Annotated in this window: 13 protein-coding genes; 9 read left to right on the top strand and 4 right to left on the bottom strand. The window is 45.0% G+C overall.

Annotated elements, in window-relative coordinates:
* Positions 1–419: 419 nt before the first annotated feature.
* From H6H02_RS23665 to H6H02_RS23655, 3 genes are all read left to right on the top strand, one after another.
* Positions 420–644: a hypothetical protein gene (locus tag H6H02_RS23665; protein ID WP_190822415.1), complete on the top strand. Its 225-nt coding sequence runs from the start codon at positions 420–422 to the stop codon at positions 642–644.
* Between the two features lie 236 nt (positions 645–880).
* Positions 881–1099, top strand: coding sequence for a hypothetical protein (locus tag H6H02_RS23660; RefSeq protein WP_190822413.1), 219 nt, complete (start codon positions 881–883; stop codon positions 1097–1099).
* Between the two features lie 69 nt (positions 1100–1168).
* The gene (locus tag H6H02_RS23655) at positions 1169–6463 is read left to right on the top strand and encodes a caspase family protein (protein WP_190822411.1); all 5295 of its coding nucleotides are present in this window, start codon (positions 1169–1171) and stop codon (positions 6461–6463) included.
* A 151-nt stretch (positions 6464–6614) separates the two neighbouring features.
* Here the strand turns inward: H6H02_RS23655 and H6H02_RS23650 are convergent, their stop codons facing one another.
* From H6H02_RS23650 to H6H02_RS23640, 3 genes are all read right to left on the bottom strand, one after another.
* A complete protein-coding gene (locus H6H02_RS23650) occupies positions 6615–6824 on the bottom strand; it encodes a hypothetical protein (protein WP_190822409.1) in 210 nt (69 codons plus the stop codon).
* Positions 6825–7597: 773 nt separating this feature from the next.
* Complete coding sequence (locus H6H02_RS23645) at positions 7598–7873, bottom strand: hypothetical protein (RefSeq protein ID WP_190822407.1); 276 nt, start codon at positions 7871–7873, stop codon at positions 7598–7600.
* Between the two features lie 16 nt (positions 7874–7889).
* Positions 7890–8372, bottom strand: a complete 483-nt coding sequence (locus H6H02_RS23640; RefSeq protein ID WP_190822405.1) for a VOC family protein — start codon at positions 8370–8372, stop codon at positions 7890–7892.
* An 80-nt stretch (positions 8373–8452) separates the two neighbouring features.
* Here H6H02_RS23640 and H6H02_RS23635 point away from each other — a divergent pair, with 80 nt between their 5' ends.
* Positions 8453–8947 carry a DUF4385 domain-containing protein gene (locus H6H02_RS23635; protein ID WP_190822403.1) on the top strand — a complete coding sequence of 165 codons (495 nt, stop codon included), beginning with the start codon at positions 8453–8455 and terminating at the stop codon, positions 8945–8947.
* A gap of 328 nt (positions 8948–9275) precedes the next feature.
* Positions 9276–10175, top strand: a complete 900-nt coding sequence (locus H6H02_RS23630; RefSeq protein ID WP_190822401.1) for a hypothetical protein — start codon at positions 9276–9278, stop codon at positions 10173–10175.
* Positions 10176–10359: 184 nt separating this feature from the next.
* Here H6H02_RS23630 and H6H02_RS23625 read toward each other — a convergent pair whose 3' ends face one another.
* Positions 10360–11382 carry a PT domain-containing protein gene (locus tag H6H02_RS23625; RefSeq protein WP_190822399.1) on the bottom strand — a complete coding sequence of 341 codons (1023 nt, stop codon included), beginning with the start codon at positions 11380–11382 and terminating at the stop codon, positions 10360–10362.
* 311 nt (positions 11383–11693) lie between these two features.
* Here H6H02_RS23625 and H6H02_RS23620 point away from each other — a divergent pair, with 311 nt between their 5' ends.
* The 4 genes from H6H02_RS23620 to H6H02_RS23605 all read left to right on the top strand — a co-directional run bounded on the left by H6H02_RS23620 (position 11694) and on the right by H6H02_RS23605 (position 14472).
* Positions 11694–12677 (top strand): hypothetical protein, encoded by a 984-nt coding sequence (locus H6H02_RS23620; protein ID WP_190822397.1) that lies wholly within the window; start codon positions 11694–11696, stop codon positions 12675–12677.
* 296 nt (positions 12678–12973) lie between these two features.
* Positions 12974–13576, top strand: a complete 603-nt coding sequence (locus H6H02_RS23615; RefSeq protein WP_190822395.1) for a hypothetical protein — start codon at positions 12974–12976, stop codon at positions 13574–13576.
* A 213-nt stretch (positions 13577–13789) separates the two neighbouring features.
* Positions 13790–14107, top strand: coding sequence for a hypothetical protein (locus H6H02_RS23610; RefSeq protein WP_190822393.1), 318 nt, complete (start codon positions 13790–13792; stop codon positions 14105–14107).
* A complete protein-coding gene (locus H6H02_RS23605; protein WP_190822391.1) occupies positions 14104–14472 on the top strand; it encodes an aspartyl protease in 369 nt (122 codons plus the stop codon). The genes H6H02_RS23610 and H6H02_RS23605 overlap by 4 nt, the downstream gene beginning before the upstream one ends.
* The last annotated feature ends 70 nt before the right edge of the window (positions 14473–14542 follow it).

The following is a 14542-nucleotide window of genomic DNA, read 5'->3' as shown; positions in this document are numbered from 1 at the left end:
CCGTATTTGATAATTTGAGCAGATTGGCACTTGGGGCAGTTCATTAAGTTGTCTGCAATGATTGAGGTTCTTGGTTGACCAGCCTACCATTACTATGCGGGACTACCAAATATCCAAACCAGCCCAGGACGAAAAAAGGAATTCCCCCCGCCAGTAGAAGCCAAACTACGAGAAGAATTACGCATATCCAGAAGGTTTCTGTAGCTACAAAAAAATCCAAGTATGGCTCAAAGCGATCGCTTCTTCCTGAAGTTCGTCCGACCGCATCCCTAAAGAGAGTGCTACGACGCTAACAATTGCCCTCCCGGATTAGCCTGAATGGGTAAATCAGGACAGTGCATATAAAAAGTAAGTTAAACCTATGTAGTTCAGGAAAGGGTTTTAAAGCAAAACAGCATTATTGCTAGAGTATTTCTGCTATGTTGAAACGTTACCTAATCGTGGCTTCCAGTACAGCATTGGCTATGGGTTTAGTAAATCCAACTTTTGCAGCTCCTCAAGACTTCACTTGTACTGCGGAAAGACAAGCACAAATTGCCAAAATAGAAATCTCATCCGCCTGCTTCGCCGCACCCCCACCAGCAGACCGAAGCGCACCCAATGGTAGACGCAGAGGTGGTGCTAGCCGGGTTAGGCTTCATTAAATCTTTAGCGGAATTCAGTAGGAGTGGAGAGTCAAATATTGGGGTAAAACTTAGCGCTCTCACCTAGATTCTGTCATGGAAATATCGTTGATTTAAGCCAAGAAAACATTTTCTATAAATTGCAGCTTCTCTTGATGTTGGGGAAGCTGTTTTTATTTCTAATTCTTTCAAATTTAAAATTTTTCTAGTAGCATCCTAGCTAAAACTGCATAAAACAACTGAGGTAAACCTATTCAGTGAATACCTATTCAGTGAATGAAGAGGCTCAAACCCGAACGCATCATCATTTACAGGAGAACTCCAAAATGGAAAAAATACTGGCGCGATCGCTTGTTGTCATAACTGCAATGAGTGCCCCAGATTGGCACGGACAGATAGAATTGCAACTTGGATGGGCGTCCAGGGGTGCTAGAACTGAATCTAGCAGAACCGTCTGCGAAGGGGCGTCTATCTGACTACGGCTGCTACCCAAATTGCCGGTGGCATTCGCTACAACTTTTTTCCAATTACCAATCCCTAAAAAAATGTCTCCAGTTAGCGTTGGTACCAGTCGCTCAACGCTTGCCTTAGAAACCGGGCAAGCGAAACTTTGGTTGCTATTGGTGGGAGTCAATCAATACCAGGATGAGCGACTGCCTTCTCTGCGTTATTCAGCAGTGGATTGTCAGGGGTTGGCAGATGCGTTGGCAGGCGCAACTCAGGGATTTCCGCAAAAGGAAGTGAGAATTCATCACGATTTTGCCGCCCAGTTGCCCAAGTTGGCATCGGTTCGTACCAGTTTGCAGCAAATTGCGACGGCGGCTAAACCACAGGATACGATCCTGTTTTATTTTTCCGGGCACGGGATGCTAGAACCCTCTAGGGATGGAGGTTCTGCGTCCGGACAGCAGGCGGTTTTGTGTCTTGCCGATACCCAGAAGGACAATTTACTCGGTACGGGGTTATCTTTGCAGGAACTGTTGCAGGTGTTGGGAAATAGTCCTGCACATCAGCAGCTAGTGTGGCTGGATGCTTGTCATAGTGGTGGCATGACATTATGGGGGGCGAGGGGAGAAACACCTTCATCAGAACCCTTGCCCAATCCGACACCCCAGCTTGTGGAAGTTTTGCGGCAACGGGCGCAAAAAAGTAAAGGATTCTATGCTTTGCTGTCTTGCGATCAAGCGCAGCAATCCTGGGAGTTTCCAGAATTAGGGCATGGGGTGTTTACTTATTATTTAATGCGGGGATTGCAGGGTGAAGCAGCAGATGCACAGGGCGTAATTGAGGCGGATGGGCTTTACCGATATGTTTACTATCAGACGCTGCAATATATAGATAAAACGAACCAGCAGTTACGCCTGATTAACCAGCAGCATCGCGGTCGCGGTGAAAGTCAGTTGCATCCAGAATATCCCTTACAAACACCGAAGCGGATTGTAGAAGGGGTGGGTGAATTGATTCTGGGGCTTAAACCTGTGACTGTGGCATCGCCTTATCCGCGACAAGCACTGGTCGTAGAGGGACTTGCTAGCAATCAAATTACTCTAGCGTTGAGCAAGGTGCTAAGCGGTGCTGGTGGCTTTGAATTGGAATACTGGCTTCGGCGGGGAACAAATGGATCGGATGTACGGGAAGCGATCGCTAAGTGCTTGCGATCGCGAAGTGTCTCCAACGCAGAATCGCCTTTTATCTCGGAAACTGAACCGACAACGGCTTTATTGTATCTGCGCGGACACATTGAGGAAACTGAAGCTGGGGAGGCGATGTTGGTACTGGGAGATGATATTCGTCTGAGTCGTTCCTGGTTGAGGCAACAGTTACGTCACGCGACAGTTACTCAACACATTATTATCTTGGATTGTCCGGGAGGAATCAAAGAACCGAGGAGTCGAGGAGATTCCCCATCGTCTTGTTCAGATTGGGTAGAAGATTTGCAACTTGGCTCAGAGCAAGGACAGTGTATCATCGCTGCGATCTCTCCCACAGATGCGCCAGAACAATTTGCCCAAGCTTTACTGGATACCTTAGTTGCAGCTAATCAGCCAACTGGGTTAACCGCAGCCGGGTGGATTACTCAATTACAAGTTTCCTTGGCAGGAAGCGGTACTCCATTCCAAGTTTGGCTATCAGGCGCACAAGGCGTCATTGAAGTTTTACCTGGAAATACGCGATCGCGCGGCATTGAACAAGCAGAAGGTTTTGATTTAGGAGTCTGCCCATACCGGGGGTTGAGAGCATTCGGGGAAGAAGATGCACAATACTTTTACGGTCGAGAAAATTTAACGCAGCAACTGATTAACCACCTGGCACACCACTCCTTATTGGCAGTTGTCGGTGCTTCTGGCAGCGGGAAGTCTTCGGTAGTGCAGGCGGGATTAATTGCTCAGTTACGACAGGGTAAACAGCTACCTGGAAGCGATCGCTGGTGGATTCGGCAGATCGTACCAGGCGCACGTCCCTTGGAAAATTTGGCGCGGCGGCTGGTCGATCCCGGTACGGAGAGAGAAAAAGCCTACCAACAACAGCAACTAGAAGGAATGTTGTATCAGGGGGTAGAAGGCTTTGTTTACTGGGTGCGTAGCCGAACTGAGCCAATGGTCGTTTTGGTGGTGGATCAGTTTGAGGAATTATTCACGCTTGCGCCAAGCGAAGACACAGAGCGCTTTTTAGAATTGGTGATGGGGGCGGTGAACTATGCAAGCGATCGCTTTAAGCTGATCCTGACGTTGCGGGCAGATTTCATCGCCGCTTGTTTAGAAGTCCCGGCATTGGCAAAAATTTTACAGCAGTCAAGCGTACTGGTTCCACCGGGTTTAACGGAGGACGACTATCGCCGGGTTATTGTTAATCCAGCCGAAAAAGTCGGCTTAAAAGTAGAACCAGATTTGGTGGAAGTTTTATGTCAGGAGTTGTATGGTAGCGGTTCTCCCCACGCCAGTGCAGGCGATTTACCTTTGCTGGAATTTGTTTTAGAGCAGTTGTGGGAACACCGTCATGGGGGTGAATTAACGCTACAAGCTTATTTTCAGGAAATTGGTGGACTTAAAGGAGCCTTAGAACGCAAAGCACAAGGCGTTTACGATAGTTTAGACCCAGAGGCTCAAGGTTGCGCTCGCTGGATTTTCTTGTCGTTAACTCAGCTGGGAGAAGGAACGGAAGATACTCGGCGGCGGATATTTAAATCAGATTTGGTGGTACAGAAGTATCCCGCTGGCTTAGTAGAGAGAACCCTGCAAGTCTTGACGAATGCCAAGCTGGTTGCGATCGGTTTGGAGGACGAAGGGGATGCGATCGCGCAAAGTAGGGGCGAAGCACCAGAGATCAATGCAACTTCTCTACGATTGTTGCAACAGGAAGTCACTGTAGAAGTTGCCCATGAAATTTTAATCCGCCACTGGTCAACATTGCGCTGGTGGTTGGAGGAAAATCGGGAGCGATTGCGACAAGAACGCCAGATTGAGCAAGCAGCTCAAATGTGGCAACAAAGCGGTCAAGAATCTGATTTCTTACTGCAAGGAGTCCGGCTAGCGGAAGCGGAAGAAATTTATATCAAATACACCGACGAATTATCGGAAGATGTGCAGCGATTTATTGAAGCGTGTCTGGAAGCCAGACATCAGCAACAATTACAGGCAAAAAGAAGACTGAGACAGGCACAGTCTGCGGTTGTGGCGATCGGGATCTTGGGACTTGCTGCTTTTGGGTTCGGCGGCTTGGCTTATGGGCAAAAACAAGCGGCGCAGGTGCGGGAAATTGAGGCATTAAATGCCTCATCAGAGGCACTTTTGTTATCCAATCAGCAATTAGAAGCGCTGATTGCCAGTGTGAAAGCGGCGCAACAACTCAAGCAAGTTTCTGCACCTGAATCCACCAAAGTCAGAACGGTAGCGACTTTAGGACAAGCGGTTGAGGAAACGCAAGAGAGCGATCGCTTGCAGCAACACACTCAAAAAGTGAATAGCGTGACTTTCAGTCCTGATGGAAATTCTCTGGCTTCTGCTAGCGATGACAACACCGTGAAGCTTTGGCGTCGAGATGGCACATTAATCAAATCTTTAGAACACAAAGAGAGGGTGATCGGTGTCGCTTTTAGCCCCGATGGTAATTTGATTGCTTCTGCTTGCGCCGATAAAAATATCAAACTCTGGCGTCTTGATGGCACATTACTGAAAACATTTACCGGACACGCAGATTGGGTAACAAGCATCAGTTTTAGCCCCGATGGTCAGTTTTTAGCATCTGCTAGCCGCGATAAGACAGTGAGATTGTGGCGTCTTGATGGTACTTTGCTCAAAACATTGAACGGACACGCTGGTTGGGTTTGGAGCGTGAATTTTAGTCCAGATGGTAAGATTCTTGCTTCTGCCGGTGAAGATAAAACAATCAAGCTTTGGCGTAGCGATGGCACGTTAATTAAGAGCATTACTGGACAGAGCAATCCTGCTAATACAGATAGCTTCGGTTCACGATTTACTCATGTTGTATTCTCCTCTCAAAATATCCTTGCCTCTGCCAGCGGTGACAACACGATAAAGCTTTGGAATGCTGAGGGCAAATTATTGCAAACAATTGAAGGTCACACGGCTCCAGTTAATCGCATCAGTTTTAGTGCTAACGGTCAACTCTTAGCTTCTGCGAGTGCTGACGGGACAGTGAAAATATGGAGTCTGGATACTAAATCTAGTTTCCAAGCAACATTTGTAAAAAGGATAAAAGCACATAACGCAGAAGTTTTAGACGTAAGCTTTAGCCCTGATACAAATAACCAGGATACGCCCCTATTGGCTTCTGCAAGTGCAGACAAAACTATCAGATTTTGGAACATTAGTAATACTATAAAAACATCATCCGAGAGTGGTATTTATAGCGTGAGTTTTAGTCCCGATGGCAAGACGTTTGCTGCTGGGGGCTGGGATGAAACAATTCAACTTTGGCGTCGAGATGGCATCGCCGAGAAAGTGTTAATTAAAACCCTGGTCGGACATCAATCTACTCTGAATGCAGTAGCTTGGAGTCCGGATAGCAAACCGGGAAAAACCCCGCCCCTGCTGGCTTCTGCTAGTGCTGACAAAATGATTAAGCTGTGGCGCGATGGGACGTTAATTCAAACATTGACAGGGCATACCGATGGAGTAACTAGCATCAGTTTTAGTCAAAATGGTCAACTGTTGGCTTCTGGGAGTGCCGATAAAAATATCAAACTGTGGCGTGTAGCAGATGGCACATTAATCCAAACATTAAAGGGACATAGCGATACGGTAAATAGTGTTAATTTCAGTCCAGATAGTCAGTTTCTAGCTTCTGGCAGCGCTGATAACACTGTAAAACTATGGAATATAAAAAATCAAAATAATTCAGAAGAAATGCCTGTAAAAAATTTACAAGTGCATGGTTTAGCAATTTCATCGGTTGCGTTCAGTCCCGATGGCAAAATTCTTGCAACCGCAAGCTGGGACAACACGATTAAGCTTTGGAAAGTCGCAGAGGGCACCCTTATCAATACACTTGCAGGACATAGTGACGGGGTGACAAGTATTCTTTTTAGTCAAGATGGACGAGTGTTAGTTTCTGGCAGTGCGGATCGCACGATTAAACTTTGGAATATTGCCGATGCTACCCCGATAAAAACACTGATTGGACATTCTGGAAAGATTAATAGCCTCAGTTTTAGTCCAGATGGCACAGTATTGATGAGTGGGAGTGAAGATAGCGGCATCAGATTATGGAATTTGGATTTCGATAACTTACTGACGCGAGGATGCGATCGCTTGCGTAACTACCTGAAAAATAATCCAAATGTGAACCGGAACGAATCTCGTCTATGCAATCAGATGTAAAAACGAAGCGTTAAATTTTTGCAATGAACAAAAGGCAGTAATCAATGATAAAAAATGGTTGATTTATTTCTATTCATGATTATCAAAAAAACCGTAGCCTATCAAAATGGAAAGATTATAAAACTCACAGTTTTCTTTTCTATCAGCCCGCTTAGTAGCTACCGGCACCTTCCCGACGTTCCGGATATCCCCGATTTGGTGGGTTGTATGCTTGGGGCTTTTCAGTGGTAATGCTGAAACCAGTTTTGGCGATATTCTTTTGAGAAAGAGCTGGATTTGCTCGAACAGATGGATTAATTGAAGCAATTAGCCCTAAAGCCAGTACAGAAGTAAATACAACAGAGAAATATTTTGTTTTCATGGCTCCCTCCGAGGGAGAAACAGTAGCTCACTTGAGCTGTAATGATTGATAGGTTTGTTTCTCAGGAGATATGCAGAGTCAGAAGATAAACAAAGTTACCGAATGGTAGTTATAAGTTCTCTCAGGAGTAAAAACTCGTTGTATTTTAGGCTTCCTGGCGTCTCTCCCCAGTCTGGCTTGACTTTCACCTAGAGCGTCAGTCCATTGATGGGTATGGAGATGGGTATGGATAAAAGAAAGGGCGAAGCATTTAGACCATTTCACTTTATGTCTATTACAAATATGTCTATTTGCCTCTTTTTGAAGAGGGGTTGAGAGGATCGCAAATGTGACATCAAAATAGTGAATTGGCATCAGACAAAAAAATCTTGGGCGATCGCATAAATTTCCCCCAGAGGTGTAAACCTTCCTAAAGGGTATGCTTCGCCCCTACAGACTAATAAATCGGCGCTCTAGCTACTTATCTGTTTTTAGGAATCTTTTTATGCACAGAGCATCGGGTAGGAAGAGATCCCAATTTCTCTTGCTTTCTCTGGTGAGTGGCTACGGTTGTACATACAAGTGACGTATTGACTCAAAGCGCTCCCAGACTCAAGCCCCTCGTCGTCTCGAAGAGGGGCTTGAGGAAAGGTCGGCCGAAAATTGTGTATACACGGTAGCCGAAAAGCAAGGGTTTTATAACCTATGTAGACAGGTTTCGTTTGTATGCTTGCTGTCAGTGTGCGGTTTCAACCGCGCAGTGCGAGATGTGAACTTGCACTATTGAACTTGAACTATTGAGGTGCCGTGATGCTGACGCTGTTAGTTGAGCCATCCAATACAATCCAGCCAGATTTCCCGTCTAAATTCTCTGCACTATTTGCCACTTTAAAATAGAGTTTCTCTCCAGCACGAGTTTCAACGGCAAAATCGGCTTTATCTGCGTAAACCACTTTAAAGCCTCTGTCTCGCAGACAATACATTGCCCAAGCTTTCAGCGTGTGCTTGTGGGGTTCATATTCGATCGGAGGCTTGTTTAACGCCTCCTCCATCACCTTAATTAGCTGCACTACTGGCACACTCCCATTAGAGACTTTCCTTTTTAGTTTCTTCTGGATCGCAGCGAATTTCAATCAGGAATCCATCTGGGTCGTAAAAGTAAATGCCTCGTCCGGTGGGACGGCTAACAGGGCCATGATCGATGGGAACTTGATTTTGTTTTAGCACCTCGACTGCCCGCTCGAACAACTGCGGGTCGATGTCAAAGGCGAGGTGATTGGCGCGGGTAAAAGCGCGATGAGGGTCATTGTCTGGGGGTGGCAACTCCGGCTCCCAAAACAAGTCGAGGACTGTGCCATCGGGGGTGACGAAGTTGGTAACTTTACCTGATGATACAAGCGATCGCAGTGTAGTTGGCACTTCTTCACCCGTCAGTTCGTACAAACCTAGGATATCCCCGTAGAAGTGCCGGGAAGCTTGCAGATCGTGGACATTCAAGGCAATGTGGTGGACTCGACGCAGATCGCCTGGGGAAAGGGCAGCGTTGACGGATTGGGGGCTAGAGAGCATGGCACAAAAGACTCCTTTCGTTACTTTCGATAGAAGCAAGACTTTTTTCTTTAAGTCTATTATTCAAAATAAAAATTATCATGCCCTTTGATTACACTTTAGACTTTAAAGCAATCGATTTTCGTACTTCTCCGGAACTTTATCGAGTAGGCAAGGGTGAGCAGGGAGTGCTTTTGGTTGAACCCTACAAATCGGAAATCCTTCCTTACTGGCGCTTCAAAACCCCGGAAATTGCTAGAGAATCTAGCGAAAAAATCTACCAGATGTTTCTCGATTACCTTGTCCAAGATGATTTTGTCGGCGCGGATATGGCGCGGAAATTTTTACAAATGGGTTATACGCGATCCCGCAGATACGCCAATCATAAAAGCGGCAGAAAATTTAAGTCCAATCCTCAAAAAGAAACTTCTAAAGAAGCTCAGCTTACAGCCAGGAAAGAGATTTTACCCAATGAAATAGATCCGGTGAAAGCTGAATCAGCAGCAATCTTCAAAGAAAAATGGACGCAAGCCAAGATGAATGAGAAATATTTACAGCTTTTAGCAAAGCATAAACAGATGTACGAGCAAGGATAAAAGCAAATAAATTTTAGTGAATAAAATTTGCAGCTTTTTTCTATCGTCTGCGAACTCTTGTAGAGATGCGATTAATCGCATCTCTATACCAAGGCGAATACTCGCGTACAATTCTATTTGAGTTATGAGATATTAGGAGTTTATATCCCCAAATTATTTAAATTTGGGAGTTTGACTTCACGAATTATTTAGGATTGCTATATTTCCCAGACCGTCAAACTCAATCTTTTATGTCAGTTAAAATATTGACACAATAATCAACCAAATTTTTCGGAAATAATTTATAAACTAGTGTAGTACATAATTAGTTTAGCCGCAATCAATCAAAATGCGTATTCATCGTCAACCAATCCTATTTTTTAGCCTATTTCTTACCATTGTGGGAACAATCGCCTCTAGTAAGTACGTCATGGCTTTATCCCAATCTTCCGAGTCAAGCCAAACAGTAACCATATCACAAACATCACCCTCCAAACTGGCACAGCTTTCTTCTACATGTACCTATGACGATAGAAAAACAGTAGAAACGGTGAAAGACAAAAAGGGCAAGGTGACACTGGTTGGGGAAACTTATGTCATTGTAACTGAAGGACAGGATGGCACAAGATATGCAACTTGTAATCTTCCTGATAGTTTCAAGGCAGAAGGAAAAGCAATTACATTTAGTGGCGAAGTAAAAGAAATCTATCCAACTGAACGTTGGGCAGCGACACCATTAAAAATTACTGCGATCGCATCCAGCACTTCAACCCCAACTCCAACGCCAGTTCAGTCTATTCAAAGCCTATCGAATGGTAATTACACATTTTGTAGCAAACCTCCCTCTGGCACTGGGAACCAGCAGGGTTTAGATTTAGGTCATTGTTATGTATTTAGTAAGAAAGGAAATCGCTTAGTCGGCAACCTCTACGATACCAAAACTCTTGGCGAAGTAACCGCCTGTGTTAGCGGTGCAGTTAATAATAAAACAGTCAGCGGCGAAGCGATAGAAATCGTCGGAGATATCGGTCGGCAAAATCCACCGCCAAACGCATCAGGCACCCGACTGGTTAATTGGGATAATCAAGGTTATTTGAAAGTGGCAAGAGCAACTGTAATTAGCAGACTGAATAGCCCAGGAAGAAACAATGTCAGAAAAATTCGCTATCGTTCTGCTTTGCTTAACTTAAATGGTTTTTATCGCCATAATCAACTTAAAGAAGCACCTAAAAGCTGTTTGAGCCGCTAAATAAAGGCGGCTGCTAAAAGTAAGCGATCGCATTCTCAATAACAGTAGGTTAAACCCAACGATAAAGAAACCCAACCAATGCTAAATTGAGTTGGGTTTCTTTGCCGCAGTCCAACCAAACTTTGATTGATAGTAAAATTTTACTATCAATATTTGCCTCAAAATTCTCAACTTTAGATATCTATTAATTCAACTTGTCTCCAGTTGAATGAGTATACTTCTGATGCCCATTGTTGGTTGGATAATTGTTTGTTGGATACAGAGTGCCGGGTTTGAATAATTGTCCCGATTGAATAATCGCAATAGCGATGGGTTCTAGAGCTTTTGTCCAGCTGTCTCTGATTCGCTGCTGCTCTTCCGGAGTGGGGTTGGTACTTAAGCGTTGAATTTCAGCCAAGACAACTGCTGGTAACTGCTCGTAGAAACTCATCGCCAGTTCACTACCCACCTGATTCAGCAATAGTTGTACTAAAGCAGAGCTGTTCATGACATCATTTGCAATACTACCCGTTGCACCAGTAGCAGGGGGCGGATCTAATGATTCTGATTCGGGGACAGGATCAACAAGAGATACTGGGGGTTTAACAGGCTCAGGAGCAGCTTTAAATGTGTCCCTGGTATCTTCAATCGGAGGTTGAATAGTAGGTTGGATTGTAGGTTGAACAGTAGGTTGAACAGTAGGTTGAACAGTAGGTTGAACAACCGCAGCAGCAGCATTAAGTGTGCCGCTAGCATCTTCAATCGGAGGTTGAACAGCCACCGCAGCTTTATGCGTATCCCAGGGATCTTCAATAGTCGGTTGAACAGGTTGAACAGCCACCGCAGCGCCTTTCAGACTATCTATTGCACCTTCAAGAGTCGGTTGAACACCCGCAGCAGCACCTCTTATGACTATGTCCGCGGCACCTTCAACAATCGCTTTAAGACCCTCACCTACAGTCTTACCAGTAAACGCCGCAGCTGCCGCGCTGACTACAGCACCAAAAGTTGCTCCAGCTAAAGCCGCATTAGCGACACGCTTACGGGTGCCTGATGGCTGAACATGGGACTCTTCTGTAGCTGCGTTATCTTCATTCGCTCCTGCTAACCCCGTATCAGCGCCATCTATATTCGTGTCATTAGGGTCTCCTGGCGGAACGCTGGACTGTGCCGGAATCCGGTCAGCATTTTCGTCATGCCGATCAAAAGGCTGATTGCTCTGTGTCATGATGCCCGTCTCCTGCCTACCAAAACGGCTTAACGATCTGTCTGTCTAGTAACAGCTATCGTCAATTTAGCGATCGCAGGTATACACTTACACCGACCTCAAGGGAGACATCGTTAAATACTTACCTTGGTATAGCCATATACGAGAATTCCGGCTGTCCATATACAACTACAGGCACACGATGTATTCAGTCAGGTCTGCCTTTAGCTCAGTTAAGTCCTTGATTACGTTCGTTAGAGTTGTCGATAGATAACGAGCTACAGCAAAACGACGTTAGTGGCTTATCGCTGATTGGGAACTAAAGGAGATAAATGATGACCAATAATACACCAAATTTCGATAGACCTGACGAAAATGCTGGATATAGTGCAACAGCTCAACCCTATACTCGTACAGAAAGCACAACCATGCCGACTGGGGTAGTTAGAGAAGAAAATAGTCCTACGATTACATCTCAAACCGTTGCTCGGCAACAATCCAATGACATCAATGCTCGGCAACAACCCAACGACATTAATGCTCGGCAACAATCTACTGCCATAAAAGCTGGGCAACAATCCAGCAGCATGAATCCAGCCTTATCGAGAGCGCTGATGGGCGGACTTATCGGTGCTACATTAGGCACGTTAGCGGGCCTAGTGGCTGGTAGGAGAACATCTGAGGGTGTGAAACACGCTGCCAAAGGTGTAGGCGACGCGACAAAGACTATCGCTGGCGGTGTTGGTCAGACAGCCCAAGGTGTAGGCGAGGCGGCAAAAATTGTAGCTGGCGGCGTTGGTCAGACAGCCAAAGGTATAGGCGAGGCAGCCAAGAGTGTGGCTGAGGGTGTTAACTACGCAGTAGTCGGCACATTACAAGATACCGCTGAAGGTGTTAACCAGGCTGTAGTCGGTACATTGGACGCAGTAAAGGGCACAGCTTCAAATGCCAAGCAAGTTGTAGCCGGTGCAGCAGACCAGCTAAAGGATAAAACTGAGGATGCCAAGCAATCTACAGTAGCTGGATTAGACGCAGTTCAGGATAAAGCTGAAGATATGAAGCCATCTTACGAGCAGAACGTCAAGCTGGCTAAAGAACGCCCAGTCACAAATACCCCGCAAGTCACGACTGGTGATATGGGCATGGAAAGAAACATGGATATGCAGACAGCATATATTTCCGGTCCCGATGAGGAAGATGTTGTTAATCGAAATCTGTCTTCAGAGTCTGAAACGTCACTAGATGCGAATCCAATCTATCTCCAAGAAGGAGAAGCTTCTGGTTTCCAACGTTATGAAGATACATCTGACATTTAGGCTGAGATTTAGAAGTTAGCTTTAACGACTGCTAATGGTTGAGGGAAGAGTTAGGAGTTAAGAGTTGAGAGTGAATAACTCATAATTCATAACTCCTAACTTTTGTTAAATGCCCTTATTAACAACCTTTGCCAACTAAAAGAAATGGCAAATAAGTTTGGTTTTAGCTAAGCGTTAGCCGAGGATTTTCCTCCATTTGTTTAGATAATAGAATATTGCTTTTTGCTTATTTAAGCGGACGGCTATCCATCAGTTCTATTTAGTAGAATCTATTTAGTAGAGAGGAGACGATTTTCATGATTGATAACGACAAGGTTTTGGATGAAGATGAAATATTTGTTGAACAAATTCCGCATCAATATGATGCCCCTCCAGCAGATACAAGCATGAATAATGCGTTCACTAAAATAGCGATTGGAGCATTCATTGGTGCTACGGTTGGTGCGATCGCTGGCGCTTTGGCAAATAAGGGTGCCGTTGATCGGGTTAACCAGACAGTAAGAAGTGCAGGAAACAGCGTTAAGAATGCCGCTGACAGTGTTAACCAAACGGTAAAAAGTGTCGGTGATGGCGTAAAGAACGTAGCTGTCAGCGTTAACGACACAGTAATCGATGTAGGGGACAAAGTTAAGGGTGTCACCCAGGATGTTAATTACACCGTAAAAGATACCCTTAGCACAGTTAAGGGTACAGCGGAGAATGTTAACGAGACTGTGAAAGGTACAGTGGATGTACTCAAGGATGCAGCGGATAATGTTAATGAGAATGTCAGAGGTGCGGGAGAAGCATTGAAAGGTGCATCTGAGGATGCCACTCCATCGGAACCTCAGATTGTCAAGGGACCTGATAAGCAGGTAAAGTACATTTTAGTGCCAGTAGAAACTGAAGGGAATGTTTGATAAACCAAACTTCGAGGAAGGGAAAGTTTAGGAACAAATACTTGAAGTGTTGCTTTTGCAACTGGACAAACTTTTGTCGTCTGAACAAATTTTAATTAGAAGCGATCGCTCTCTGAAAAAAAAGAAGCGATCGCTTTTAAATGTTTTTAAACAAAAGATAAGTTTTCCTATTGTTAGGATATAATCACTTTAAATATATGTAACTCTAAAAATATGACCCAGCAACAATCTAAGCGCCAAGCACGACGCGGCAGAATATTCCCAGAACTCATCATATCTTCAGAAGAAAGAACCAAAAAAGAAGCCGACATCAAAGCGTTTCGCCAGCGTTGTCGTCCAATCTTTGAGCGGCTCCGAATTGAGTTGATTAAAGATCACTACAACTGGTTCATTGCCATTGAGCCTGATAGTGAGGAATACTTTATCGCTCAAGACAGTATGACTGCCTTACTAAAGGCACGCGAGAAACACCCAAAAGCAATTTTTTATACTTTTCGTCTTAATGAGACAGGAGTTGTCGGACGGGTATGATCCAAGGTGAGTTTGATGAGATAGGTCAGCTATTTTTTGAAATTGATTTAATTTCTGCTAATGGCGAGGTTCTCCCGACGATAGCACTGCTGGATACAGGCTCAACTGAATGGCTGGCAATTAACGACCAGGATTTGCAAGGACTTGGTTGGAGTCGTTTGGATGGACGAGACATACTAACAGCAATGGGTGAAACCTCTCTTGAAACCTACTTAGGAAAAGTTGTATTGGATGGAGAGGAATTTACCATTGAAGTCGTTGCTGGAGCCGCATTTAGGGAAACTCTTATGGGTGCGCCTTGGTTAAGACAGCGGCAGCTAGTAGCGGATTTTCCAGCAGGATTATTGACGCTGGGGTCAAGTTAGCACCCATTATTTCTCCAACTTTTATAAAGTTTTGTCTGGGTTCACGGGGTAAAAGAGAGCGAGAGATTAC

Origin of the sequence: Coleofasciculus sp. FACHB-1120 (genome assembly GCF_014698845.1) — a bacterium.
Taxonomy (GTDB): Bacteria; Cyanobacteriota; Cyanobacteriia; order Cyanobacteriales; family FACHB-T130; genus FACHB-T130.
This window is presented reverse-complemented; position numbering and strand designations above follow the sequence as displayed.

Excerpts from the sequence above, each read along its gene's own strand:
- H6H02_RS23640 (WP_190822405.1), bottom strand. The coding sequence starts at position 8,372 with ATGCTCTCTAGCCCCCAATCCGTCAACGCTGCCCTTTCCCCAGGCGAT.
- H6H02_RS23605 (WP_190822391.1), top strand. The coding sequence starts at position 14,104 with ATGATCCAAGGTGAGTTTGATGAGATAGGTCAGCTATTTTTTGAAATT.
- H6H02_RS23615 (WP_190822395.1), top strand. The coding sequence starts at position 12,974 with ATGATTGATAACGACAAGGTTTTGGATGAAGATGAAATATTTGTTGAA.
- H6H02_RS23620 (WP_190822397.1), top strand. The coding sequence starts at position 11,694 with ATGATGACCAATAATACACCAAATTTCGATAGACCTGACGAAAATGCT.
- H6H02_RS23630 (WP_190822401.1), top strand. The coding sequence starts at position 9,276 with ATGCGTATTCATCGTCAACCAATCCTATTTTTTAGCCTATTTCTTACC.
- H6H02_RS23650 (WP_190822409.1), bottom strand. The coding sequence starts at position 6,824 with ATGAAAACAAAATATTTCTCTGTTGTATTTACTTCTGTACTGGCTTTA.
- H6H02_RS23655 (WP_190822411.1), top strand. The coding sequence starts at position 1,169 with ATGTCTCCAGTTAGCGTTGGTACCAGTCGCTCAACGCTTGCCTTAGAA.
- H6H02_RS23665 (WP_190822415.1), top strand. The coding sequence starts at position 420 with ATGTTGAAACGTTACCTAATCGTGGCTTCCAGTACAGCATTGGCTATG.
- H6H02_RS23625 (WP_190822399.1), bottom strand. The coding sequence starts at position 11,382 with ATGACACAGAGCAATCAGCCTTTTGATCGGCATGACGAAAATGCTGAC.
- H6H02_RS23610 (WP_190822393.1), top strand. The coding sequence starts at position 13,790 with ATGACCCAGCAACAATCTAAGCGCCAAGCACGACGCGGCAGAATATTC.
- H6H02_RS23635 (WP_190822403.1), top strand. The coding sequence starts at position 8,453 with ATGCCCTTTGATTACACTTTAGACTTTAAAGCAATCGATTTTCGTACT.